Here is a 22,539-nt window from a genome sequence, read left to right on the forward strand (position 1 = left end):
GTGGTTTTGGCAGGAGGGTCACACTCGGTCTCATTTCGAACCCGGTCGTTAAGTCTCCTTGCGCTGATGGTACTGCCCTGTGGTGGGGTGGGAGAGTAGGTCGCTGCCACGGTTTTTCTTTGGGGGGGTTGTTCCTGCGGGGGCGACCCCCCTTTTTTTGTGTCTACTTGTGAACATGTGAATTGGTGGGTGGGGGTTTGTTCTTGGGTGTGGCAGGTCCCCTGCGGGTGCGGTGGTTCCCTGCGGCCCTGCTCACAGACCCCCACCCACCGTGACTGGCGTGTGCGCTCTACGTTTGCGGGCGTGCGGTACTGAAGGTTTGGTCGGGGGCTGAGGCTTTTAGCCGTGGAGGTCGGCGGCTTCGATTTCTTCGCGGGTGATGCCCAGGATGAAGGCGATGGTGTCCAGGTAAGGCAGGTTCACCGAGGTGTCCGCTTGGCGGCGGACTACTGGTTTGGCGTTGAAGGCCACTCCGAGACCTGCGGTTTGGAGCATGTCGAGGTCGTTGGCCCCGTCACCGATGGCGACGGTTTGGGCCAGGGGGACCCCGGATTCCTCGGCGAAGCGCTGGAGGGTTGTTGCTTTGCCCTTGCGGTCGATGATGGGGCCGAGGAGTTCGCCGGTGAGTTTGCCGTCGATGATTTCGAGGGTGTTGGCGGCCGCGTAGTCGAGGTTGAGGCGTTCGACGAGGACGTCGGTGATCTGGGTGAAGCCGCCGCTGACGATGCCGCACTCGTAGCCGAGGCGCTTCAGCGTGCGAACCAGGGTGCGGGCGCCCGGGGTGAGTTGGATTTCTTCGCGGACGCGGTCGATGGCTGCGGCGTCCAGGCCCTTGAGTAGGGCGACGCGGCGGCGAAGTGATTCCTCGAAGTCCAGCTCGCCGCGCATGGCCTCCTCGGTGACCTTGGCGACTTCGTCTTGGCATTCGGCGTGGGCCGCGAGGAGTTCGATGACTTCGCCCTGGATCAGGGTCGAGTCGACGTCCATGATGACGAGGTGCTTGCCGCGGCGGTGCAGACCGCTGGACTGAACGGCTACGTCCACCCCTTGGGTGGCGGATTCCATGGCCAGTTCGGCGCGGAGCTGGTCCGGGTTGCCGCCGGAGATCTCCATCTCCACGGAGGTGACGGGATAGCCGGAGAGCCGCTCAATGCGGTCGATGTTGCTTCCGGAGCGGGCCACACAGGAAGTGATGGCGCCTAGGGCTCCGGGGCGGAGGGGGTCGGCTAGGACGGTGACGTGGAGTCGCTCTGAGGAAACATCGTTGACGCGGCCGTTGCCGTCGCCGTATTCGACCTCCATGTCGAGGTCGACGGTGGTCTTGTCCAGGGCCGCGCGGACCTCTTCGAAGACGCGCTGGCGGCTGACTCCGGGGGCGACCCGTTCGTCCACGTCCAGGACGGTGCCGAGGACGAGGCGGTTGCCCAGAACGACCTGTTCGAGGTCGATGATGGTGACCGGGAAGACGGAAAGGGTGCTCAGCAGGCGTGCACTGATGCCCGGACGGTCGTGTCCGGTCACCGTGACCAACAACGTGGATTCATCACTCATGGCGCTGTCCACGTTACTTGGCCATGGGACGGGAGTGGCGGTTTGGGGCTGAGGTTTCCGCAGCTCGTCCACTATGTGGACGTCACCTGCGGCGCTTCTTCTTGACCTTCTTGGCTTTGACGTCGACACCACCGAGCATGCAAGTCCCGGTCAGGTGGACAACTGGTGCGTTCGGATCCGTGACTTGATCCGTTCCGTGTAGATCCGTGCCGCCGAGGATCGCGGACGTGTTGTTGATCACGCGGACGCCGTGGGGCACCTTGATATCCACTCCCCCGAGGATCACCGCGAGCTGGATGGTGACCTCGTGCTGGCTCAGCACCGCTTCGCGCAGGTCCAGTTCGACGCCACCGCACAGGACCGAGACGTTCGTGCGCGGCTCGACCAGCCAGCGGCCGCGGCGTTCACAGCCGCCGAAGACCGCTACGAGGTTCTCGGAGCCCTTGCTCTGGCCGGCGAGGTCTCGGGCCTCGCTGCCGAGTACTTCCATGTCGTGGTCGGGGCGGGGAGCGTACGAGCCGGGTAGGTCGGAGACGATCGGGGCCAGCTCGCCGATGGTCTTCGCCTTGTAGAGGGTGTCCAGCCGCTCTTCGTGCTCGACCGGGCTGAGTCGGCCTTCGGCCATGGCTTCACGGAGCCGTTCGGCAACCTTGTCCCGGTCCGCGTCGGAAGCTCGGATGTGCTCGGGCTGCATGATGACGGCTCTCCTCCTCTAAGGGTCGGCCACGAACGGCCTCACCATCCAAGTATGGGTGTGAACGGTCGGCCGCGGATCAGGTAATCCCCCTGGCCCGACCCCGAGAATTCCTCACTCCTCCACCAGGGTCGCACTTTATTCAGGGAAGCTCTATAGCAGCGTGTGCGGCGACCTGGGCGCGGCGGACGGCGGCGTCCAGATCTCGCAGGGCTTCGGCGCGCAGACGCGCCTGGTGGGCGCTGATGCCGCGACCGGAGCCGGGTTCGGCGAGTTCCACCACCTTGCCCAACCGATCGGCCTGTGTCGCGACCCTGTGGGCGCGCGGCGGGTAGCCGCGGGCGAGTGGGGGCACCCCGGAATCTCCGAGGTCTCCGAGTGATGCGTGCACGGCGGGAGTGAAGGACGCCACGTCGTCCACTCCCTCGAGCTGTTCGGCGACGCGGACCAGGGTCAATTTCAGGTGCCGTTCGGCCTCGGCCAGGTCTGGGACTTGGGGAACGGCGTCGTTGGCCCGATACGGGATCCACGAAACGCCCACGTAGGATGAACCACGCCGGTCGGCATAGGGCACCATGCCCATCTGCTGTTCGGTGAGCTGCACCAGTACCCCCTCCTGAGCTTCGATGGCGGCCTGGTTGAGTTCGGCCGGGCCCACCAGACCGAACGGGTCCCCCCGGGCGGGCAGGGCCAACCGGAACGCGGACAACCCCAGGCTGCGAAGGTGCACCAGTGCGGCACGCAGCGATACACCGCTGTCGAACGGCAGGTCCCCTGGCGGTACTGTCCCGATCAGGTTGGGGCCGCTCCGGCGTTCGACGGCGTCGACGGCGTCGTCCAGGCCCACGTGTCCGGACAGCCAGGCGTTGCCCCAGGCGACGAGCGGTGCGGACGTCAAATGCATTACTTCAGGGTAGGGCGGCCCGTGCACCGGCGTGGGACGTGACGAGAAGGAGAACGATGGACGGGCGTGTTCTGGGCCTGAACGGGGTCACGGTGCGGCGTGGCGGAGCGAACCTGCTCGACGGGGTCGACTGGTCGGTACTTGAGGGTGAGCGCTGGGCCATCCTCGGGCCCAACGGCGCTGGGAAGACCACCATGCTGAACGTGGCCTCGAGCCAGCTGTTTCCGACCTCGGGCAAGGTGGAGATCCTCGGAGAACACCTCGGGAGCGTGGACGTTTTCGAGCTGCGGCCGCTGATCGGCTACGCGGGTGCCTCTGTGTCCGCCAGGATCGAAGAGGACACGCCGGTCATCGACCTGGTTCTCAGCGCCGCCTACGGCTATGTGGGCCGGTTCCGTGAGGAGTACGGGACCCCCGACTACGGCCGGGCCCGTGCGCTGCTGGGTCACTGGGGCGTCGGTGATCTGGCCGACCGCTACTTCCACACGCTTTCCGAAGGCGAACGCAAACGGGTGCTGATCGCCCGCGCGCTGATGTCCGACCCGGAGGTGCTGGTCCTCGACGAACCCGCGGCCGGGCTGGACCTGGGCGGTCGGGAGGACCTGTTGCGCCGCATGGGCAAACTGGCCAACAACGAGGCCGCTCCCGTGCTGGTCGTGGTCTCCCACCACGTCGAGGAGATCCCGCCGGGCTTCACCCATGGCCTGTTGATCCGCGACGGTCGTGTCGTTCAGGCCGGTCCGCTGGACGAGGTGATGACCGCCGAGCACCTCAGCGAGACTTTCGGCCTGCCCCTCAAGGTGGAACGGGACGGGGACCGCTGGACCGCCAGGGCCGTCTAGGGCTATAGGGGTTGTATTTATGGCGGAAAGCTATAGTCCGTAAATCCTATTTCCGTCCGAATATGGTTGCCCCGGGTGGATATGGGGTAACGTCAACGTTCAGTGAGCGGATCGCTCTATTTCGGCGCGCTTTGTGATCATCCCCTGGGGCGAGGCCGCGAGGGTGCGGTCCGCTCGCACGCTGCCTGCCACCCCCGTCAGGAGATCCGGAGCCGCCCCAGATGCCGTTGTCGAACACCGCCACCCGGTTCGCTGCTGGGAGGGGTCGCCGATGAATCCGGCCCCGATCATCATCGTCGCTCTTTTCGTCGCTGTCCTGCTGATCATCTTCTGGCGCAGTGTGCGAATCGTTCCGCACTCGATGGAGGACGTGGTCGAGCGTTTCGGCAAGTTCCATCGGACGCTCAGCTCCGGGTTCAACATCGTGATCCCCGGCGTCGACCAGGTACGCGAACGTATCGACCGCCGTGTGCAGGTGGTCAGCTTCCCGCCGCAGTCGGCCATCACCGAGGACAACCTCGCGGTCGAGGTCGACTCCGCGGTGTACATACGTGTGGCCGACGCCTACCGGGCCACCTACGAGGTCGCCAACTTCATCCAGGCCGTCGAACAGCTCACCCTCGCCACCCTGCGTAACGTCATCGGTGGAATGAACCTGGAGGGAACCCTCACCTCCCGTGACCAGATCAACCGCGAGCTGAAGTCCGTTCTGGACGAGGCCACGCGGGACTGGGGCATCGAGATCAGCCGGATCGAGCTCAAGGGCATCGAGCCGCCGTCCTCCGTGCAGGAGGCGATGGAGATGCAGATGCGGGCGGACCGGGAGAAGCGTGCCGAGCTGCTCAGCGCCGAGGGTGAGAAGCAGGCCCAGGTGCTGCGGGCCGAGGGTGAACGCTCCGCGTCCGTCCTCAAGGCGAAGGGTGATGCCGAGGCGCAGACGCTCACCGCGAAGGCCGACGCGGAGGCCCAGACCACGCGCGCCCGAGGCGAGGCGGACGCCATCCACATGGTGTTCAAGGCACTGCACACGAGCCGGGTCGACCCGGACGTCCTGGCCTACCACTACCTGCAGAAGCTCCCGGAGATCGCCAAGGGCGACGCCAACAAGGTCTGGATCGTCCCTGCGGAGATGGGGCAGGCGCTGCAGGGTGTCAGCACCGCCTTCGAGCGCATCCAGAACGAGGTCGTGAAGTTGCCGAGCTGATCGCCGACCTTCAACGACCGGTCTTCAGGAGGGCCTCACCTCGGTGAGGCCCTCCTCACTTTGGTGGTTAGCAATGACCCGGACCGATGATCCGCCACTCCGGTCTCGTAGTCTGTTCTGGCCCTCGACCGTCGGGGAGCAGCGGATCGGAAAGCGGCACGATGGAACTCTGGGAGGCTGTGGCCATCCTTCTGGCCGGTGTGGCGGCCGGAGGCATCAACGCCATCGCGGGTTCGGGGACCCTCTTCACCTTCCCGGTACTGCTCGCGCTCGGCTACCCGCCGATCACCGCGACCGTCTCCAACAGCATCGGCCTGGCTCCGGGTACGCTCAGCGGCACCATCGCCTACCGACGTGAGCTGGCGGGGCAGAAGCGCCGGCTGATCCGCCTCGGCGGCATGGCCTTCCTGGGCGCGATGACGGGCGCGCTGCTGCTGATCAACCTGCCTTCGGGTGTCTTCGAGACCGTGGTGCCGTTCCTGATCGGTGCCGCGTGCGTGCTGATCATCTTCCAGCCGCGCATCACCAAGTGGGTCCGCTCCCGCAAGCCCGCGGCCCGGGACGGCGGCCCCTGGCTGCCGGTTGGCGCCTACGCGACCGGCACCTACGGCGGCTACTTCGCCGCCGCCCAGGGCATTATCCTGCTGAGCATCCTCGGCACCGCGTTGGACGACGACATCCAGCGGATCAACGCGCTCAAGAACGCCCTCACGACCATCGCCAACAGCACAGCGGCCATGTTCTACATCGTGCTCGCCTCGCCGGCATGGCCCGTGGTGCTCCTCATCGCGGCCGGCACGATCGTCGGCGGCTACCTGGGCGCCACGTACGGCCGGAAGCTCAGCCCGACGGCGCTGCGCGTGTGCGTGGTGATCGTGGGACTGACCGCGGCCGTTCAGCTGGTCCTGGGCCGGGTCTGACCGGATGTCTCAGGTGCGGAGGTAGCCGCGCCGGGTGGCGTCGTCGATCAGGGCGGTGGCGTAGGACCCCAAGGCTTCGGAGCCCTCCGAGATCAGTTTCACCTTCTCGACGACCTCGGCCCGGGTGACACCGAACCTGACCCAGGCACCGCCCTCGTTGTGCCAGTTGGCGAGCATCGGGGACAGCCGGTCCACGGCGCGCGCGAAACGTGCCTCCTGGGTGACGCGGGCCTCGAACTCGTCCCAGAGTTCGCGGGCGCGAGCGGCCTGGTCCTCGGGGAGGAGCGGGAAGAGCCGGTCGGCTGCGGCCTGCTCACGGGCGGCCTGGGTCTCGGCGTTCTTCTGGTCGAAGAGGAAGGTGTCGCCGGCGTCGATCTCGACGATGTCGTGGATGACGAGCATCTCGGTGACACGTTCGATGTCGGTGCCCTTGGGTGCGTGCTCGGCAAAGGTTCGAGCAGACAGAGCCAGGTGCCAGGAGTGTTCGGCGGAGTTCTCCCTACGGGAGCCGTCCACCAGCAGGTTCTGCCGTAGGACGCGCTTGAGTTTGTCCACTTCGAGGATGAAGCGCAATTGCGCGTTCAGCCGCTCGTTGTCGACCCCGCTGGCAAAGACCGGTGCCGGTTCCGTCACGTGGTTCGCCCTCCTGGTGGATGAGTCGAAACGGATCAGGTGGGACCGCGGAGGCGGTCGCCCCTGGATGATCCCATGGAACGTGTACTGGCTGTCGCGGCGGAATCCGGGAAGCGGCCTCGGGGAGAGGTGTGGGGGTGCGGCGGGTGAACGTCGCGCGCCACCGTGCTCTGCGGTTGCGGCCGGGGCGGAGCTCGGGGACGTTCAGGCGTCGGAGGCGCGCCGTACCTGCGGGGAAGGCGTCAGGTGCTGGTGGAACCACTCGGTGAGAGCCCGATCGGTGAGCACCCCCGCGGGGGTGAGCGGACCGGGTTCGAGGCCCGGTTCGGGGCCGATCGCGTGGGCGAGGTCGGGCACCACGATGTGACGGAGTGCATGGTCCTCCCCCTGTGTGCGCAGGTGGTCGTGGAAGGCTCGGCCGTGTTCGGGCGGGGCGACCTCGTCCCGTCCTCCGCTGACGACGAGCAGTGGAGCCGCGGTGTGCGAGATCTCCTCGGTTCTGGCGGTGAAGTCCAGCCAGCCCCGCGTCTGCTGGGCCTGGGCACTCCAGCGGTACGGGGTTCCGGTGCGGCGCTCGCGCGCGGCGACCAGATGGGCGGGGTCGATGATGGGATTGATGGCAGCGGCCGCGCCTACCCGGAGCCGGTCCTCGGCCAGGGTGAGGAGGGCGGCGGTGGCTCCGGCACCCACGCCTACCAGGCCGACCGGGGCGTCCGTGACCGGGAAGGTGGTGCGCAGCTCCTCGGTGACGCGGCGGAGCTCGGCGGCGGCTTCCTCGACCACGGGGGCGAAGAGTTCGACGAGGTAGTCGCGCTCCCCCCGCCGGTTGATCTCGGCAACCCCGCCCTCAGGCAGGCGGGCGCCGAAAAGGGGCAGCCCGAGGTAGACGCGCCAGGCCGGGAGCGAGACCATGGGGACGGCCCCGGCCAGAGCCGACTCACTGCGCGGTGGTTCGAAGGCGTGCAGGCCGATCACGAGCGGTGCCGGGGCATCGGTCGCCACGGCCGGGGGAAGCGCGAGGAAAGGCACGCCCGCGGCGGTCCCGGTGACCGGACGGGAGGGGGCCGACGCGTCTACTACCACGGTCGATTGCCTCCTTTGCGTTCGGAGAAGTGGGACAGATAGCCGCTGACGAGGCACTTGGCCTCGTGGACGAGGGCAGGGTCTCCGTCGGGATTGTCGCGGAAGGCGAGCTTGAGAACGGCGTCGGCGGCCTCGACGGCGACGTGGATGGCGCGGTCGAGCTCGTCGTCGTCGGGTATCCCGGTGACGGAGACGATGATCTTCCGCAGCCGCACGGAGATGACTCGGTTGTTCTCGCTCCCGCCGTTCAGGAGCCGTGGGTCGACTATGTCACCGAAGTGCAGGCTGCGGAACCCCGGCACGTTGCGGTGCATGTCGATGTACTCGTCGATGATCGCGTCGACGGCGACGGTCCAGTGGGTGAAGGAAGCGTCGGCCAGGCGTTCGGTGACCCGGGCGCTGAACTGGTCTAGGAAGCGGAGTCCCAGGGCTTGGGTGATCGCCTTCTTGCCCGGGAAGAACTGGTAGACGGAGCCGATCGCCACGCCGGCGCGTTCGGCTATCCGGGTGGTGGACAGATTGGCGTAGCCCACCTCGTCCAGGAGGTCGGCGCAGCAGTCGAGCATTCGTTGGACCCGGACCATGCTGCGCTGTTGGGCCGGGAGCCTGCGCAGAGGGGCTTGGGCGAACGCGAGTTCGTCGTGGGTGACGCTGGCAGGTCCACGGCTCTCACGCGACGCGGAGGATGAGTTCGGTCCTTCGGGGGACCTCCGCGCGCGCGGGGGCGTTGAACTTCGGGAATTAGTCATCACACCGCCTATGATGCCGTTCCGGAATCACCTGGTTCCGGGGAAAATCCAGTTTCGTTCTCAGGAACTTCGGGTGAGGCTGCCCTTGAGCGACGGGGCTGTTGTTTTCCGAGGTGGGAGCGGGTACTTGGTGCTGGGGTGTAGATGTCCCCATCGTCTGCCATGCCCCCGAATGTCGCCCTGTGTAGTTGTATTATTGCGTCCCGAGCGGTGAACTCTGCCCGATCCGGATGGGCGTGACATCGTGGTGCCAGTGTCCGAGACGGTGCACGTACCCCTCCAGGAGGTTCTGGCATGACCACCGAAGCCCCCGAGACCACACCCGATGAACTCGACGCCGTCATGGCGCGTGCGGCCGCCGCCGCGCCACTCTTCGGGGCACTCTCCGCCTCCGAACGTGCCCGCTCGCTTCGGACCGTCGCTGAGGCCTTGGACGCTGCCGCTGACGATCTCGTTCCCGTGGCCATGGCCGAGGCCCACTACCCTGAGGCACGCTGCCGAGGCGAGCTCGCCCGGACCACCTTCCAGCTCCGCCTGTTCGCGGACGTTCTGGAGGAGGGCGCGTACCTGGAGGCGATGGTCGACCCGGCCGACCCGGGCTGGGGCACACCCAGGCCGGACGTGCGGCGCCTGCTCGTTCCGCTCGGCCCGGTGGTGGTGTTCGGTGCCAGCAACTTCCCCTTCGCCTTCTCCACGGCCGGCGGCGACAGCGCCTCCGCCATGGCCGCCGGGTGCCCGGTCGTGGTCAAGGCACACCCCGGCCACCCCGAACTGGCCCGGCGCACCGCGGAGCTCGTCAGCGCCGCGCTCGAGGACTCGGGCGCACCCGAAGGTGTGTTCTCCCTGGTGAACGGCTTCGAGGCGGGCAAGCGGGCGGTGACGCACCCGCAGACTCGGGCGGTCGGATTCACCGGATCCCTTCCCGGTGGGCGCGCCCTGTACGACCTCGCCGCGTCGCGCCCGGACCCGATCCCGTTCTACGGGGAGCTCGGCAGTGTCAACCCGGTCTTCGTGACCCGGGCCGCCATGGCCGCCCGCGGTGACGAGATCCTGGAGGGCTACGCCGGCTCGGCCACGATGGGTGTCGGCCAGTTCTGCACCAAACCCGGGGTGGTGTTCGTCCCCGAGGGCGCCAAGCTGGACGCACTGGTCACCGACCTCGAGAGCAGGGAAGCGGCACCGCTGCTCAACGACCGGGTGGCCGACGGGTTCGGCCGGGGCGTCGAAGCGCTGACCGAACATCCGGACACGGAGGTGCTGGTTCGGGGACGGGACACCGCTGAGGGTTGGTCGCCCACGCTGCTCCGAACGGACCTGGACTCCCTACTGGAGCACTCCGAGGCCCTGTTGGCCGAGTGCTTCGGCCCCGCCACCCTGGTGGTCGCCTACCCCGACGAACGCCGTCTGCTGGAGGTGGGCGGTGCCCTGCACGGACAGCTCACCGTCACCGTCCACGGTGAGGAGGACGACCCGATGGCTCCTGCCCTGCTGGCCTTGGGCGCCGCGGTGTCCGGACGGGTGATTTGGAACGGTTGGCCGACCGGGGTGGCGGTCACGCACGCGATGACCCACGGCGGGCCCTACCCCGCGACGACCGCGCCCCTCCACACCTCGGTGGGCAGTACCGCGATCCGGCGCTTCCTGCGGCCGGTGACCTACCAGTCGGTGCCGCAGACGCTGCTTCCCCCGGAGCTGCGGACGGCAACCCGCTCGGCGTCCCGCGCCGGGTGAACGGCGGGCTGCCGACGGAATGATCCTGGCCCTGCCCGGGGCCCGGCGGCCCCGGGGGTCACGCACCCCGGTGCACGGTCCCGGCGGTCCCGGTGCGCAGCCAGGGGTCAGTCGCCGACCGAGCGGTCGTAGGCCTCGCGGTAGGCCCTGAAGCCGTCGTGTTGGGGTTTGAGGGCCATGAACGCAAAGGTCACCGCCACGCCGATCGGGAAGAGCGTCGAGGACTGGAACAGGTTCCCGAAGTCGACCCCTGGGCCGACGACATCGACGAGGGGCAGTAGGGCGATGAACGCCAGGGCGACGACCATCGCGATCACGTAGTAGACGGGGTTGCTGGTGTGCACGAAATGTTCGGACAGCTGGCGGGCCAGGCGGTTGGTGTCGCAGTCCGGGCCGGGTGCGCCGCTGGCCGCCTGGAGCTTGGCCGAGGCGTACCGGGCTGCGTTGGTCTCCGCCACCATGGGCAGGTTCCGCCCGAGGAGGTACAGGAGTAGGCCGCTCGCGAGGCCGCCGATGAGTGTCGCGCAGCCCATCGCGACCAGGGTCCATCCCGGGACGTTGACCGGGTCGGCCAGGGACGGGGCGGCGGTGGCCAGGGCCAGGAGGGTGGTGACCGCTCCGGCGGTCACCCCGCCGCGGACGGCGAAGCCGACGGGGTGGCGCTGGGCGTAGATCTGGATACGGGCGCCGGTCACCTGGGAGGTGGTGGGCCGCGGTGCGTTGGGGTTGAGTGGTTGCGGGTACTGCGGTGGCATCCGTTCTGCTCCTTGTTGGGCTCTGCGGGGCGGGATCCTCCGCTGTGGTCGGGCCGTGCGTCCGAGGCCTGGTCCGCGCCGCGGTCAGTCGGCGGCGCGGTCGTAGGCCGCACGGAATGCGGCGAAACGCTCGTGCCAGCGCTTGGCACTGAAGTACAGGACACCCATGAGCACGGCCAGGACGAAGCTGGGGATGAGCTGCGTCAGCATCACCGGCTCGAACCCCGGGGGGAGGACCTCGGCGAGGGGCCGGGCTGAGATGAGGGCGAAGACGATCATGATCGGCGCGACGGCGTACGACGGTGCGCTCGTGCGCACGAGGTGGTCGGACAGCTGGCGGGCCGACCGGTTGATCTCCTCGTCCGGGCCGGGTGCGCCGCTGGCCGCCTGGAGCTTGGCCGAGGCGTACCGGACGGCGTCGGTCTCCGTCACGTCCGGCAGCCCTCGGCCGTGCATGAAGAGCAGCGAGCCGATGAGCAGGGCGGCGACGAACCCTGCGGCCGGGAATGCGGACATGACCCACCGGGGTGCGCCGGACGGGTCGCTCAGTGCCGGGGTGGCGGCGAGGAACATGAGGGCGACGGTGGCGGCTCCAGCCAGTAGCGCGCCGCGGGCGGCGTAGCCGACGGGGTGGCGCTGGGCGTAGATCGCGATGCGGGCACCGGTCACCTGGGAGGCGGAGGGCCGCGGTGCGTTGGGGCTGACGGGCTGCGGGTTCTGCTTCTGGGAGGTCATGTCCGTAAAGCTACGGCGGTGGCCAGCGGTCCCACCACGCTCTTAGGTTGGCACTATGGAACAGAATTCCCCCACTTTCGTCGGGTCGCTCGTCCGGGACCTGCCCAAGGTCGAGCTGCACGTCCACCTTGAGGGTTCGATGCCCGCTGAGACCCTCTTCGAGCTGGCCAAGCGGCACCGCGTCGAGGACCTGCCGGACACTTTGGCGGAGCTGACCCAGTGGTATGCCTTCACCGACTTCCCGCACTTCGTGGAGGTCTACCTGGCGTCGGTGGGCACGCTGCGGGAGGAAGCCGACTTCGCCCTGCTGACCTCGGTCGTCGCCGAGCGGCTGGTCGCGCAGAACGTGCGCTACGCGGAGGTGCACGTGAGCCTCTACGCCCACCTCATGCGGGGGGTGCCATCGAAAGTGGTGTTCGACGGGATCGAGCGCGCTCGGATGGACGCTGAACGCGAGCACGGCATCCAGCTGAGGTGGATCCCGGACTTCCCCGCCGACTTCGGCGTGGAGTCTGCCGAGAGGACGGTCGAGGCCGTGCTCCGGGACGGGCCGCCGAGCGTGGTCGGGTTCGGCGTCGGTGGAGTCGAGACCCCGCTGGGACAGTACGCGGACGTGTTCGGCAGGGCGCGGGCGGCGGGGCTGGCCAGCCTGCCGCATGCGGGGGAACACGGTGGCCCGGAGCGGGTACGAGAGGCGCTGGACGTGCTGGGTGCCGAGCGGATCGGCCACGGGATCGACGTGATGAAGGATCCCGCGCTGGTCAGGCGTTTGGTGGACGAGCAGCTCCCCGTGGATGTCAGCCCCACCTCCAACCTCTGCACCCGCGCCGTGTCGCGGATCGAGGAGCACCCGCTGCCAGCCATGCTCGACGCCGGCCTGATGGTCACCCTCAACAGCGACGACCCCACCATGTTCGGTAGTGACCTCACCGGCGAGTACGGGGTTGGGCACGGCCTGGTGGGCGCCGAGGGCCTGGTGCGGATGGCCCGTAACGGTGTGCGGGCCTCCTACCTCGGTGCCGCCAGGCGCCGGGCGCTCCTGACGGAGATCGAAGCGGTGGCCGACCGGTACGGGCTGGCGGTGTCCTGAGCACTTTCGGACCCCGAACTCCGGGGCCTGGGCCCTGGGGCCGACGCCGGGTCCGCCCGGGCCCCGGGGCGTTCAACGGGACGGTCCGTAGGTGAGGCGGCGCAGTGCGGCCTCGGCCGGTCCGCGCGCGTTCCGGCGGCGCATGAGGTCAGCGATGATCACGGTGGTCAGCCATACGGCCACCGCGATGCCGGCGCCGACAGCCGGGGACGTCAGTTGTAGGTGGAGTGTGTACGAGGCGAACAGCGCGGCCCAGACCACCGACTGCGCCAGATAGAAGGTCAGGGACCTCTGCCCCAAGGCGGCCAGGGCTAGGGCGGCCGGGGCCTGGCGGTCGGCCAGACGGGCGGCGACCAGGGCGATCAGGGCCGCGTATCCGAACCCGCCCGCGTAGCCGGTCACCTGGTGGAGGCCCCCGGAGAGTAGGGCGTCCAAGGGGGTGGGGTCCGCCCAGACCCCGGACTTGTTCAGTGCGAGGGGCACTCCGCCCAGCACGGACAGGGGTATGCCGACATATGCGGCCGCGCGGAGGAGGCGCAGGTGCCGGTCCGGCTCCTCCAGGAGGCGGTGCCGTCCCGCCAGCACCCCGACCAGGAACGGAACGAGGGCGCTGACGAACATCATCGCGCCCGTGACCGCGAACACTCCCAGGCGGAAGAGGAGTTCGTGCAGGAAACCCTCGGGCATCGACGGAAAACCGCTCTGACCGGTCACCGCCTCTTCGGCGGCGACCAGGGAGTGGAGGAGTGCTGACAGCGGCAGCCAGGCCGCCGCCACGATGACCAGTGCCCGGTCGCGGTACCGCAGCATCCCTGCGAAGACCAGGGCCAGCAGTCCGTAGACGGCCAGGATGTCGCCGAAGAAGAGCAGCGCCGCGTGTAGCACGCCGAACAAGATGAGCCAGCGGCCACGGCGGCGCAGCAGGCTCCGGACCCAGGGCCACTCGTGCCCCTGTTCGGTCCGGCGCCGGTAGATCTGGGCGAGGCCGTAGCCGAACAGCGCCGCGAACATGGGGTAGCCGCGGAAGTCGACGAACAGGACCGTGCCCGCTGTGACGATCCGGTCCGTGGCGGAGGGGGCGGCCCCGTCACCGCCGATGAGGACGGTGAAGAGGTGCGTGTGCGCGAGCGCGATGACCAAAAGCATCACGCCCCGGGCCAGGTCCGGGGCCAGAACGCGGCGGCCTGCGGGAACCGGGCTGGCCGCGGCGGAGGCGCTCTGGTGAGGGGCGGGGCTGGAAGGGTGTACCTCGGTGTTCCGCATGGTTCGAGGATGGGCCCGGAGGGTGTCGCGGCGGATCGTCCACCCGGCTGCGGATGCGGTGGACCCTGGGGTCCTCCGATCGGCGGATGCGGGGACGGTGGACGATCCGAGCAGAGTTCTCGGAACGTGTGCTCAGGCCGGGGAGTCGGTGAGCGGCAGGCCGCACTCCTCGCGCATGTCCACCCAGGTCTCGTGCGCCTGATCGGCGGCATCGCCCTCGTAAGGGACCGGGACGCCGCCCTGGATCTGGGCCGGGGCCCAGTCGGCCTCGAGGACGCTGCCCTGGTCGAAGGTCAGGGTGAGCACGCCGGTCTCCGCGGTGGGCCCCTCGAAGTTGTAGAACACGAAGTTGCTCAGGCCGTAGTGCACGTAGGCCTCGCCCTGGAACCCGCCGGGGGACAGCACGTGCGCGTGTCCGCCGACTACGGCGGTGGACCCCGCTTCGATGAGCTCGTCCGCCAGCTCCGGCGCGTGCGGGAGCGGACAGTGGGCGCCCTCCAGGCCCCAGTGCAGGTAGGTGACGACGTTGTCGTACTCGTCGGCGGCCTCGGAGACCGCCTCGAGCATCTGCTCTTTCATGTCGTACTTGGTGGAGGCCAGACCGGGCTTGTCTTCCGCGGCGGTCCACTCGGGGATGAGGTGTTCATCGAGTACGTCGGTAGCGCCGAACATGGCGACCGTCTGCCCGTTGACCTCGGCGACGTGCGGAGCGTAGGCCTCGTCGATATCCCGGCCCGCGCCCACGAGTGCCACGGGGGAAGCGTCCGCGTTGTCGAGGGTGTCGAGCAGCCCTTCTTCACCGAAGTCCATGCCGTGGTTGTTGGCGACGGTGGCGACGTCCACGCCCGCGGCGTCCAGGGCCTCCAAGGCGCTGGACGGGGCGCGGAAGACGAACTCCTTGTCGGGAACGGGCGTGCCCCCTTCAGTGACCGCGGTCTCCAGGTTGACCATGGAGAGGTCGGCCGCAGAGAGCTCGTCGGAGATGGGGTCGAGCGCGGTCGCCGGGTCGTCGAGGAGGGGTAGGAGCATCCCCTCGAACATCACGTCTCCGCCGAAGGCGACGGTGAAGGGCTCGGCCGCGGGCTCGGACGAGGCCTGGGGCTCGACGGCCCCCTCCTCGACTGGCTCGGGGGCGTCTGCCGAGGAACAGGCGGCGACGAGGACGAGTGCGAGGGTCGCGGCTCCTGCCGCGACGAACCTGCGCTGGCGTGGGCGCGGACGTTCCGGGTGCATGCATGCTCCAGTGGGGGCGGGGGAGTCAGAGGGCATGTCCGTCCGGTAGGACGCGGTCCCACTGACTCCGGTTGGCCGTCGTGACTGGATGGATGCCCTCGGCAGGCCCCTACCTGTCACCGCTTTCCTACTCTCCGTGGGCGCATGCCCTCCGGAGGTCGCTCGATTCGTTTGTTCGGCGTTGGCGGGGCGTTGGCTGGCTGGTGACCCGCTGGACCGAGGGTACGCGCACTTGACCAGCGGTTTTGTTGTTCTTGCCCGAAGTGGTGCTCCTGGTGGGCATTCGGGGTTGGCTCGGAGCCCCTCAGCGGGTGGATGTCCTGGATGCGCCCTTCGCAAGTCGGTCATAAAGTGTGTACTGCTCAAATATGGGCGCAAGGTATGAGGCACCTGCGGGGTTCGAAGAAACGAATCTACGAAGTTCCTTAGTGGTTTGTAGTGAAAGCGAGGGGGGATTTTTTTGAGCCAATTAATCACTCAGAGTTGTTGATCCTTCTCTGTGTGTGTTCAAGTAAGATCTCTTGAACTGCATTGATCTCACTTCGTGTCTGAACATGTTCAAGGAGTGTTCATAGTGCGAGTAAACATTTGTGGAAAACGCGTGCGCGAGCCCATTGGCTGCTAGCGTTTCGGTCCGTTGGTGGTTCTCATTGGAACGGGATCCGAAAAGCCCGGCCACCATCCCTGTATGTCGAAACGGGTCACCCCGCCGTCCCGGTGCTACCGAGGACGGGCCCGTTCGCCGTGTGCCCCCGGGTGACCGCGACGGCGGTGCCGGTCCCGGCACGCGGTACCGCGCCCCGCTCAGCGCATCCCCTGGCAGTCTTCCTGAAAGGTCCAAGCCGCACTATGCGAAACACGCTCCGTTACTCCTTCGCCACCGCTCTGACCGCGGGACTGGTGCTCGCGCCGTTCAGCGCGGCGTTCGCCGATACCGAGACAGACGGGTCCGGCGGCGTGGGCAGCGGAAATCAGGTCGTTGTTCCCGTCGACATCGAAGCCGACCTCTGCGGCAACTCGCTGGCGGTCCTCGGCATCTCGAAGGCCGAATGCACCAAGGTGTCCGAGGTCCTCTACGAGAGCAGTGACGAGGGCACCGCCACCGACGAAACCAGCACCGACGGTTCCGGTGGTGTGGCCAGCGGCAACCAGATCGTCCTGCCGGTCGACGCCGCCGTGGACGCCTGCGGCAACTCCGTTGCCGCCGCTGGGATCTCCGAGTCCGACTGCGTCGCGGTCGTCGATGCCCTGGAGGAGGAGGGCGACGACGCCGCCGGTACCTACAGCGACGGTTCCGGTGGTGTGGCCAGCGGCAACCAGATCGTCCTGCCGGTCGACGCCGCCGTCGACATCTGCGGCAACTCCGTTGCCGTCCTGGGCGGCGCCAGCGCCGAGTGCAACACGATCATCAACATCATCCACGCCTCGCCGGACAACGAAGCCGACTCCGCATCCACCTCCACCGACGGTTCCGGTGGTGTGGCCAGCGGCAACCAGGTGGTCGTTCCCGTCGACGCCGCCGTCGACATCTGCGGCAACGCCGTCTCCGTTCTCGGGATCGCCGAGGCCTCCTGCGTCGAGAAGATCTCCGACGACGAGGACCCCGGAGACAAGGACGACGACAAGGACCGGGACGACGACAAGGACCGGGACGAGGACAAGGACAAGGACGACGGCAAGGACAAGGACCGCGACAAGGACAACGGTAAGGACGACGACAAGGACAACGGCAAGGACGACGGGAAGAAGGAAGAGGACGACTCCGGCAAGGGCGACGACAAGCCCGCCCCGAACGACCAGGCCGACGAGCAGCTCGCCGTCACCGGTGGTGCCCTGAGCGGCCTCGTCGCCGCCGCCCTGGCCGCCGTCGGTGCCGGTGGCGCCGTTCTCTACTTCGCCCGTAAGCGCAAGGCCTCCCTGGTCACCGCCGACGAAGCGTAAGGTCCGCCGTATAAGGGGTCGCCGGTCGCCCGGCGGCCCCTTCCGTCTGCTCGACTCCTGAACCGGGGACGGGTGCCGAGCCGGGGGCAGTGCGGGGCGCGGGGGAACGTCTCATAACCTCGGAGACGTGCTCAAAGTCCTGTTCTCCAAACGCATGATGGCCTTCCACGCGATGGTCCTGATCCTGGTGCCCGCCTTCATCTGGCTGGGGTTCTGGCAGTTGGACCGGGCCGAGCAGCGCAGCGCGGCGGTCAACCTGCAGCGCGACAACGTCGCCGCGGACGCCGTCCCCGTCGGCGAACTCGCCTCCGTTGGGGAGGACGTCGCCGCAGACGACCGCTGGCGCACGGTCGAGGCCACCGGCACCTGGGACCAGGACAACGAGGTGCTGCTGCGCAACCGGGACGGTTCCGAGGGAGTGGGATTCCACGTCCTCACCCCGCTGGTCACCGAAGACGGCACCGCGACCCTGGTCAACCGGGGCTGGATCGAGCGCGGTGAGAATGCGCAGGACACCCCTGACGCTCCACCCGTGCCCGAGGGCGGGGTCGAGGTGACCGGGCGCCTCCAGATCGGCGAGACCGAGGAGAACACCGGACTTCGCAACCGTGACGGCATGCCCGAGGGACAGATCATGTTCGTCGACGTGGACATGCTCGCGGACGAGCTGCCCTACCCGATCTACGGAGGGTACGTGGAGCTGACCGACCAGGACCCCGTGCCCGACCCGGCGCCGGAGCGGATCGCCCTCCAAGAGGAGGACACCGGCATGAGCGCCTCCTACGCCGTGCAGTGGTGGGTGTTCACCGCCGTCGCGATCGTGGGCTGGGTCGTCCTGATCCGCCGTGAGCTGCGCGACGCCGGTGTGGGCGGCGGGCCGGGGGCCGCGGGAGGGCCCTCCGACGGGCCCGCACGATCCGGGGGGTCCGCACAGCCCGAAGAGCCCGAAGAGAGGGTCCAGCAGACCCAGGCCTAGAGTTGTGGTCCATCGGTATCAGACCAGAAGTCGGCCCAGCCTAGGAGCAGCGTGTACGACGGGATGGATTATCCGGAGCCCGGCCGGGTGGAACGGCGGACAGTGGCCGGCGGTGAGAGCGCTCGGGCCGGACGGTACTGGTGGGACGGTGCGGCCGACGCCTACCAGGCCGAACACGGAGACTTCCTCGGTGATGTCGGCTTCATCTGGTCGCCCGAGGGCGTCGACGAGGCTGACGCGCGACTGCTCGGAGACGTGAGCGGCGAGAGGGTTCTGGAGGTCGGCTGCGGGGCCGGCCAGTGCGGTCGGTGGCTGCGGGCCGAAGGGGTGCGCGAGGTCGTCGGCTTCGATCTGGCGTGGCGCCAGCTCCAGCACTCCGGGCGCATCGACGAGCAGACCGGGTACCGGCTGCCCGCGGTCCAGGCCGACGCCCAGCGGATGCCCTTCGCGGACCGCGCCTTCGACGTGGTCTTCTCCGCTTTCGGCGCGTTCCCGTTCGTGCCCGCCGCCGAGGCCGCCCTGGCCGAGGCCGCGCGTGTACTCAAACCCGGAGGGCGGTTCGTGTTCTCCGTGACCCATCCGATCCGGTGGTGCTTCCCGGACGACCCCACCGAACACGGACTGAAGGTGCGGCAGTCCTACTTCGACCGCCGGGCCTACGTGGAGGAGGACGACGAGGGCCGGGCGATCTACGTTGAGCACCACCACACCCTGGGAGACTGGCTGCGCGGGATCGTCGCGGCCGGTCTGGTGCCGCGGGACCTGGTGGAGCCGGAGTGGCCAGAGGAGAATGATCAGGTGTGGGGCGGATGGGGGCCGGTACGGGGCAGGATGATTCCCGGGACGGCGATCTTCCAAGCGGCCAAACCGGAGTAGCCGCCGGGGTGCGGCTGAGGGCCGCGGTCCCGGAGGACCACGTGCGGATGCGGGCGGTCTGCGACGAGTGGTGGGGCAGACCGGTCACGCATCTGATTCCCCGGCTCTTCTTGGACCACTTCCACGGCACCAGCCTCGTTGCTGAGGCCGACGGCCAGCTGGCCGGTTTTCTGGTGGGTTTCCCCTCGCAGTCCCTGCCTGGCGAGGCCTACGTGCACGTCATGGCGGTGGCGCCCGAGCAGCGCGGTTCCGGGCTGGGCCGCGAGCTGTACCGGCGCTTCACGGAGTCGGCGCGCGAGCGGGGCTGCTCAGTGGTGCGGGCGGTTACCTCTCCGGGCAACGAGCGCTCGATCGCCTTCCACCGGTCCATCGGGTTCACCGTGTCCGGTCCGCACTCGGACTACGACGGCCCAGGAGTGGACCGGATGTGTTTCGAGATGCGGCTCTGACGACGGGTGCGGTCATGGAAGCCGGTCCGGGTCACGGTCCCTGGCGGCGGTGGGACTCGCTGGCCTGTGCCAAACGGCGTAGGAGCGCGAGGAGCTGGTCGCCCAGGACGGTGCCCACGACGGCGGTCTCCAAGAGTTCGTCGATTTCGGTGATGCCCCCGACGGCGTCGAGGTCGACGGCGGCGGCCGCCTCAGCTGAGCGCGCATAGCCGTCGAGCAGGTCCGGGTCCGGCTCGTGCCCCACGGCGCGGTAGGCGGCGAGGAGGTGGGCGAGCGCCGCGCGCATGGGTGAGTCGGCGTGTACGTACCAGCCGCGGCGTTCGACGAGGGCGTCGACGATGCTCAGATCGCTGCCGGACGGGGCGGGTCGGTCGACGGCGTCATTGGCGTAGATGCTCTTGAGGGTGTGGCCCATCAGGCGGTGGGGTGAGGTGTCGCCCGAGTCGATGGAGGCCAGCAGTGTTCGGACGGTCGCGACGGGCAGGCCCCCGACCTCGGTGAGGGCGCCCACGAGCCGCAGCCGCCGCAGGTGGCTCTCGTCGTACCGGGCCTGGTTGGGGCTGGTGAGTTCGCCCCGGTGGAGGAGTCCCTCCCGTACGTAGTACTTGATGGTCGGTACGGAGACCCCTGAGTGCTCGCTCAGTTCCGATATGCGCATGCCGTCCCTTCGCTTGCGGATGCCCCTTGCTTCCGCCGTGCAATTTATGGATAGTTGAGTTATCCGTAATGGATAGTGTATGTATCCATGTGAGGAGCTCTCATGTTATCCCTCCGGGCCGCCTACGACTGGCACCGCCCGCTCATGGCGACCGCCTACCTCTGTGCGCTCCTCCTCGCCGTGAGCGTCGCCGGTGTCGCCGTCGACGACCGCGTCATCAACGGTGAGGCGGCCTGGCTGAAGCCGGCCAAGTTCGCACTCTCCCTCGTCATCTACAACGTCACCCTCGCCTGGCTGCTGTCCCTGGTCACCCGCTGGCGGCGGTTGGCCTGGTGGCTCGGAACAGTCATCGCCGCGGTGGCCGTGGCCGAAATGGGCGTGATCATCACCCAGGTCGTCCGGGGCGAGATGAGCCACTTCAACAGTTCGACCCCGCTCAACGCAGCCCTCTACGCGGTCATGGGCGCGATGATCACCGTCCTGTGGGGGGCGACCTTCGTCATCGGGGTGCTGCTCATGTTCCAGCGCATCAGGGAACGCTCCACCAGCTGGGCGATCCGGATCGGTGTGGCCATCGCCCTCCTCGGTATGGCCGTCGGCCCCCTTATGACCCGCCCCACCCCCGCCCAGATCGACGAGTTCTCCGAAGGTGCTCCAGACGTCATCGGCGCGCATACGGTCGGCCTTGCGGACGGGGCCCCCGGGCTCCCCCTGGTGGGTTGGAGCACGGTCGGCGGCGACCTGCGGGTCGGCCACTTCGTCGGCATCCACGGACTCCAGGTCATGGTCCTGCTCGCCCTGGTGCTGGTCGCCCTCTCGAACCGGCTGCCCCGTCTGCGCCACGACGACACGCGCCGCCGCCTCGTGGCAGTTGTCGGCGCCGCGTACACGGGACTGACGGTGCTCGCCGTGTGGCAGGCTCTGCGCGGCCAGTCCGTGATCGCCCCCGACCCGCTCACCCTCGCCGCCGCGGGGGCGCTCGCGGTGCTCACCGCACTGGGGCTGCTGTGGGCCCTGCGCGTATCATCCGGACAACCGGATGAGGAGGAAGAGTGCGGCTCAAGCTCGATCTACACGACATCTTCAACAAGGGGCGGAGCATCGACCAGGCCTTGAACGACATCATGGACGAGGCCGAGAAGAAGAAGGCCAAGACCGTGGAGATCATCCCGGGCAAGGGCTCCGGCCAGCTGAAGAAGCGGGTGCTGCGCTTCCTCGACCGCAAGGACGTCAAGGCGCGCTACCACCGGGTTGAGAAGGATTCCAAGAACTTCGGTCGCCTATTCGTGCACTTCAAACACTGAGCATGGCGTGGTTTAGAGCCCCAATCATCTGCGGAGAATTTCCTTCTCATATGCAAAGCTGTGTTGATGCTTGGCTCGGAACGCAAGAACGACTAGGCTGCCTCCGCACACGTGTGGAGGCAGCCTATAAGTTTCTGGTCAGCGATAAATGGCTACCACGCTCAGGGTTACCCCAGGTCCCTCGATGACCATTCCATCGTTGTCCTCGTTCTTGCAGTTCGCTATTATGGACCGACGGCCCCTCCGGTTGACCATGTCCAGTCCAGGGACGCTGATCAAAGGAAAGTTCTCTCCTTCGGGCCACTTTCGCTGAACCTTGCCGAACACGGTCACATCACCCTCAAGGTCGGGAATATCGACGCGCATGTGCTCTCGACCCAACTTGAAGACAAGCTTGGGGTTGTGATCCCCGACCTCGCCTGTACAGACTAGCTTTCCCCCCATGGTTTTAGAGAGCTTGCTCATACCAGTGATGGATGCTTCATCATCCTTGTTGATGCTTTCGGGAGCAAAGGTCTTCATTAGGTCGAAGAACCCCTTGATCTCATCGATCTGCGAGAGCGCTTGGCCAATCGGTGGAATGTCCAGGTAACAGTCCGCAGACACCAGTTGCTTGGATCGCAGTTTTCCGTAAAGACGGGAGGAGTGCTCGGAGATGTCCGAGAAACTGTTATCATTAGAGTCTTTTGCGGCGGCCTCCAGCCGGTTGAACCGGCTTTCCGGGGTCTGCCTTCGGGTCCTGGATACCTCCGTCTCCCTGGAGTCGCTTGCACCCCCTCCACCCTTGAGGAAGGGAACATCTACATTTGCTTCTCCCTTGAATTCCCTGCCTTTGACTTCCCGCTCGCTCTCTCCGTCGTAGAGGCCGTTCTCAATCTGGGCGAGGAACTGCTCGCAGAGAGGGGAGTTGAGATAGAGGAATTCGTTCATTTTCCAGTCTCCTTATTC

Annotated in this window: 22 protein-coding genes, 1 rRNA gene and 1 pseudogene; 12 read left to right on the plus strand and 12 right to left on the minus strand. The window is 67.7% G+C overall.

Features of this window, described 5'->3' with window-relative positions; genetic code table 11:
* A 5S ribosomal RNA gene (rrf, locus tag ACYVD1_RS28940) occupies window positions 1-112 on the plus strand; the annotation flags it as partial.
* A gap of 227 nt (window positions 113-339) precedes the next feature.
* Here the strand turns inward: rrf and serB are convergent.
* The 3 genes from serB to ACYVD1_RS28955 form a co-directional block, all read right to left on the minus strand.
* Window positions 340-1,551 (minus strand): phosphoserine phosphatase SerB, encoded by a 1,212-nt coding sequence (gene serB, locus ACYVD1_RS28945; protein WP_460777679.1) that lies wholly within the window; start codon window positions 1,549-1,551, stop codon window positions 340-342.
* Between the two features lie 82 nt (window positions 1,552-1,633).
* Window positions 1,634-2,245, minus strand: a complete 612-nt coding sequence (locus tag ACYVD1_RS28950) for a DUF1707 SHOCT-like domain-containing protein (protein ID WP_460777680.1) — start codon at window positions 2,243-2,245, stop codon at window positions 1,634-1,636.
* 142 nt (window positions 2,246-2,387) lie between these two features.
* Complete coding sequence (locus ACYVD1_RS28955; RefSeq protein WP_460777681.1) at window positions 2,388-3,149, minus strand: hypothetical protein; 762 nt, start codon at window positions 3,147-3,149, stop codon at window positions 2,388-2,390.
* 56 nt (window positions 3,150-3,205) lie between these two features.
* Between ACYVD1_RS28955 and ACYVD1_RS28960 the strand changes: the two genes are divergently transcribed.
* The 3 genes from ACYVD1_RS28960 to ACYVD1_RS28970 all read left to right on the plus strand — a co-directional run bounded on the left by ACYVD1_RS28960 (window position 3,206) and on the right by ACYVD1_RS28970 (window position 6,115).
* Complete coding sequence (locus tag ACYVD1_RS28960; protein ID WP_460777682.1) at window positions 3,206-3,991, plus strand: ABC transporter ATP-binding protein; 786 nt, start codon at window positions 3,206-3,208, stop codon at window positions 3,989-3,991.
* A gap of 271 nt (window positions 3,992-4,262) precedes the next feature.
* Window positions 4,263-5,195, plus strand: a complete 933-nt coding sequence (locus ACYVD1_RS28965) for an SPFH domain-containing protein (protein WP_460763044.1) — start codon at window positions 4,263-4,265, stop codon at window positions 5,193-5,195.
* Window positions 5,196-5,356: 161 nt separating this feature from the next.
* A complete protein-coding gene (locus ACYVD1_RS28970; RefSeq protein WP_460777683.1) occupies window positions 5,357-6,115 on the plus strand; it encodes a sulfite exporter TauE/SafE family protein in 759 nt (252 codons plus the stop codon).
* Window positions 6,116-6,124: 9 nt separating this feature from the next.
* Here ACYVD1_RS28970 and ACYVD1_RS28975 read toward each other — a convergent pair whose 3' ends face one another.
* The 3 genes from ACYVD1_RS28975 to ACYVD1_RS28985 all read right to left on the minus strand — a co-directional run bounded on the left by ACYVD1_RS28975 (window position 6,125) and on the right by ACYVD1_RS28985 (window position 8,415).
* Window positions 6,125-6,748, minus strand: a complete 624-nt coding sequence (locus ACYVD1_RS28975; protein WP_460777684.1) for an HD domain-containing protein — start codon at window positions 6,746-6,748, stop codon at window positions 6,125-6,127.
* 204 nt (window positions 6,749-6,952) lie between these two features.
* A complete protein-coding gene (locus tag ACYVD1_RS28980) occupies window positions 6,953-7,831 on the minus strand; it encodes an alpha/beta hydrolase family protein (protein ID WP_460777685.1) in 879 nt (292 codons plus the stop codon).
* Window positions 7,825-8,415 carry a TetR/AcrR family transcriptional regulator gene (locus ACYVD1_RS28985; RefSeq protein WP_460777707.1) on the minus strand — a complete coding sequence of 197 codons (591 nt, stop codon included), beginning with the start codon at window positions 8,413-8,415 and terminating at the stop codon, window positions 7,825-7,827. The genes ACYVD1_RS28980 and ACYVD1_RS28985 overlap by 7 nt, the downstream gene beginning before the upstream one ends.
* A gap of 459 nt (window positions 8,416-8,874) precedes the next feature.
* Between ACYVD1_RS28985 and ACYVD1_RS28990 the strand changes: the two are divergent.
* Window positions 8,875-10,334, plus strand: a pseudogene (locus ACYVD1_RS28990) (aldehyde dehydrogenase (NADP(+))).
* Between the two features lie 84 nt (window positions 10,335-10,418).
* On the opposite strand, the gene ACYVD1_RS28995 reads toward ACYVD1_RS28990, so the two are convergent.
* Entirely contained in the window at window positions 10,419-11,066 is a 648-nt protein-coding gene (locus ACYVD1_RS28995; RefSeq protein ID WP_460777686.1) for a hypothetical protein, read from the minus strand.
* A gap of 84 nt (window positions 11,067-11,150) precedes the next feature.
* Entirely contained in the window at window positions 11,151-11,801 is a 651-nt protein-coding gene (locus ACYVD1_RS29000; protein WP_460777687.1) for a hypothetical protein, read from the minus strand.
* A gap of 55 nt (window positions 11,802-11,856) precedes the next feature.
* On the opposite strand from ACYVD1_RS29000, the gene add reads away from it, so the two are divergent.
* The gene (add, locus tag ACYVD1_RS29005; protein WP_460777688.1) at window positions 11,857-12,891 is read left to right on the plus strand and encodes an adenosine deaminase; all 1,035 of its coding nucleotides are present in this window, start codon (window positions 11,857-11,859) and stop codon (window positions 12,889-12,891) included.
* Between the two features lie 72 nt (window positions 12,892-12,963).
* Here the strand turns inward: add and ACYVD1_RS29010 are convergent, their stop codons facing one another.
* Both ACYVD1_RS29010 and ACYVD1_RS29015 read right to left on the minus strand, forming a co-directional pair.
* A complete protein-coding gene (locus tag ACYVD1_RS29010) occupies window positions 12,964-14,154 on the minus strand; it encodes a DUF418 domain-containing protein (protein ID WP_460777689.1) in 1,191 nt (396 codons plus the stop codon).
* A gap of 132 nt (window positions 14,155-14,286) precedes the next feature.
* Complete coding sequence (locus ACYVD1_RS29015; protein ID WP_460777691.1) at window positions 14,287-15,387, minus strand: CapA family protein; 1,101 nt, start codon at window positions 15,385-15,387, stop codon at window positions 14,287-14,289.
* An 849-nt stretch (window positions 15,388-16,236) separates the two neighbouring features.
* Here ACYVD1_RS29015 and ACYVD1_RS29020 point away from each other — a divergent pair.
* From ACYVD1_RS29020 to ACYVD1_RS29035, 4 genes are all read left to right on the plus strand, one after another.
* Window positions 16,237-17,328: a chaplin family protein gene (locus ACYVD1_RS29020; protein ID WP_460777692.1), complete on the plus strand. Its 1,092-nt coding sequence runs from the start codon at window positions 16,237-16,239 to the stop codon at window positions 17,326-17,328.
* A gap of 127 nt (window positions 17,329-17,455) precedes the next feature.
* A complete protein-coding gene (locus tag ACYVD1_RS29025; RefSeq protein WP_460777693.1) occupies window positions 17,456-18,304 on the plus strand; it encodes an SURF1 family cytochrome oxidase biogenesis protein in 849 nt (282 codons plus the stop codon).
* A 63-nt stretch (window positions 18,305-18,367) separates the two neighbouring features.
* Entirely contained in the window at window positions 18,368-19,180 is an 813-nt protein-coding gene (locus ACYVD1_RS29030; protein ID WP_460777708.1) for a class I SAM-dependent methyltransferase, read from the plus strand.
* A 47-nt stretch (window positions 19,181-19,227) separates the two neighbouring features.
* Complete coding sequence (locus ACYVD1_RS29035; protein ID WP_460777709.1) at window positions 19,228-19,629, plus strand: GNAT family N-acetyltransferase; 402 nt, start codon at window positions 19,228-19,230, stop codon at window positions 19,627-19,629.
* A gap of 31 nt (window positions 19,630-19,660) precedes the next feature.
* On the opposite strand, the gene ACYVD1_RS29040 is transcribed toward ACYVD1_RS29035, so the two are convergent.
* Window positions 19,661-20,287, minus strand: coding sequence for a MerR family transcriptional regulator (locus ACYVD1_RS29040; RefSeq protein ID WP_460777694.1), 627 nt, complete (start codon window positions 20,285-20,287; stop codon window positions 19,661-19,663).
* Window positions 20,288-20,389: 102 nt separating this feature from the next.
* Between ACYVD1_RS29040 and ACYVD1_RS29045 the strand changes: the two genes are divergently transcribed.
* Both ACYVD1_RS29045 and ACYVD1_RS29050 read left to right on the plus strand, forming a co-directional pair.
* Window positions 20,390-21,403 carry a hypothetical protein gene (locus ACYVD1_RS29045; RefSeq protein WP_460777695.1) on the plus strand — a complete coding sequence of 338 codons (1,014 nt, stop codon included), beginning with the start codon at window positions 20,390-20,392 and terminating at the stop codon, window positions 21,401-21,403.
* Entirely contained in the window at window positions 21,340-21,591 is a 252-nt protein-coding gene (locus tag ACYVD1_RS29050) for a Smr/MutS family protein (RefSeq protein ID WP_460777696.1), read from the plus strand. The genes ACYVD1_RS29045 and ACYVD1_RS29050 overlap by 64 nt, the downstream gene beginning before the upstream one ends.
* A 138-nt stretch (window positions 21,592-21,729) precedes the next feature.
* On the opposite strand, the gene ACYVD1_RS29055 is transcribed toward ACYVD1_RS29050, so the two are convergent.
* Entirely contained in the window at window positions 21,730-22,521 is a 792-nt protein-coding gene (locus ACYVD1_RS29055) for a DUF6414 family protein (protein ID WP_460777697.1), read from the minus strand.
* Window positions 22,522-22,539: the final 18 nt, after the last annotated feature.

It is taken from the genome of Nocardiopsis nanhaiensis (assembly GCF_054778635.1).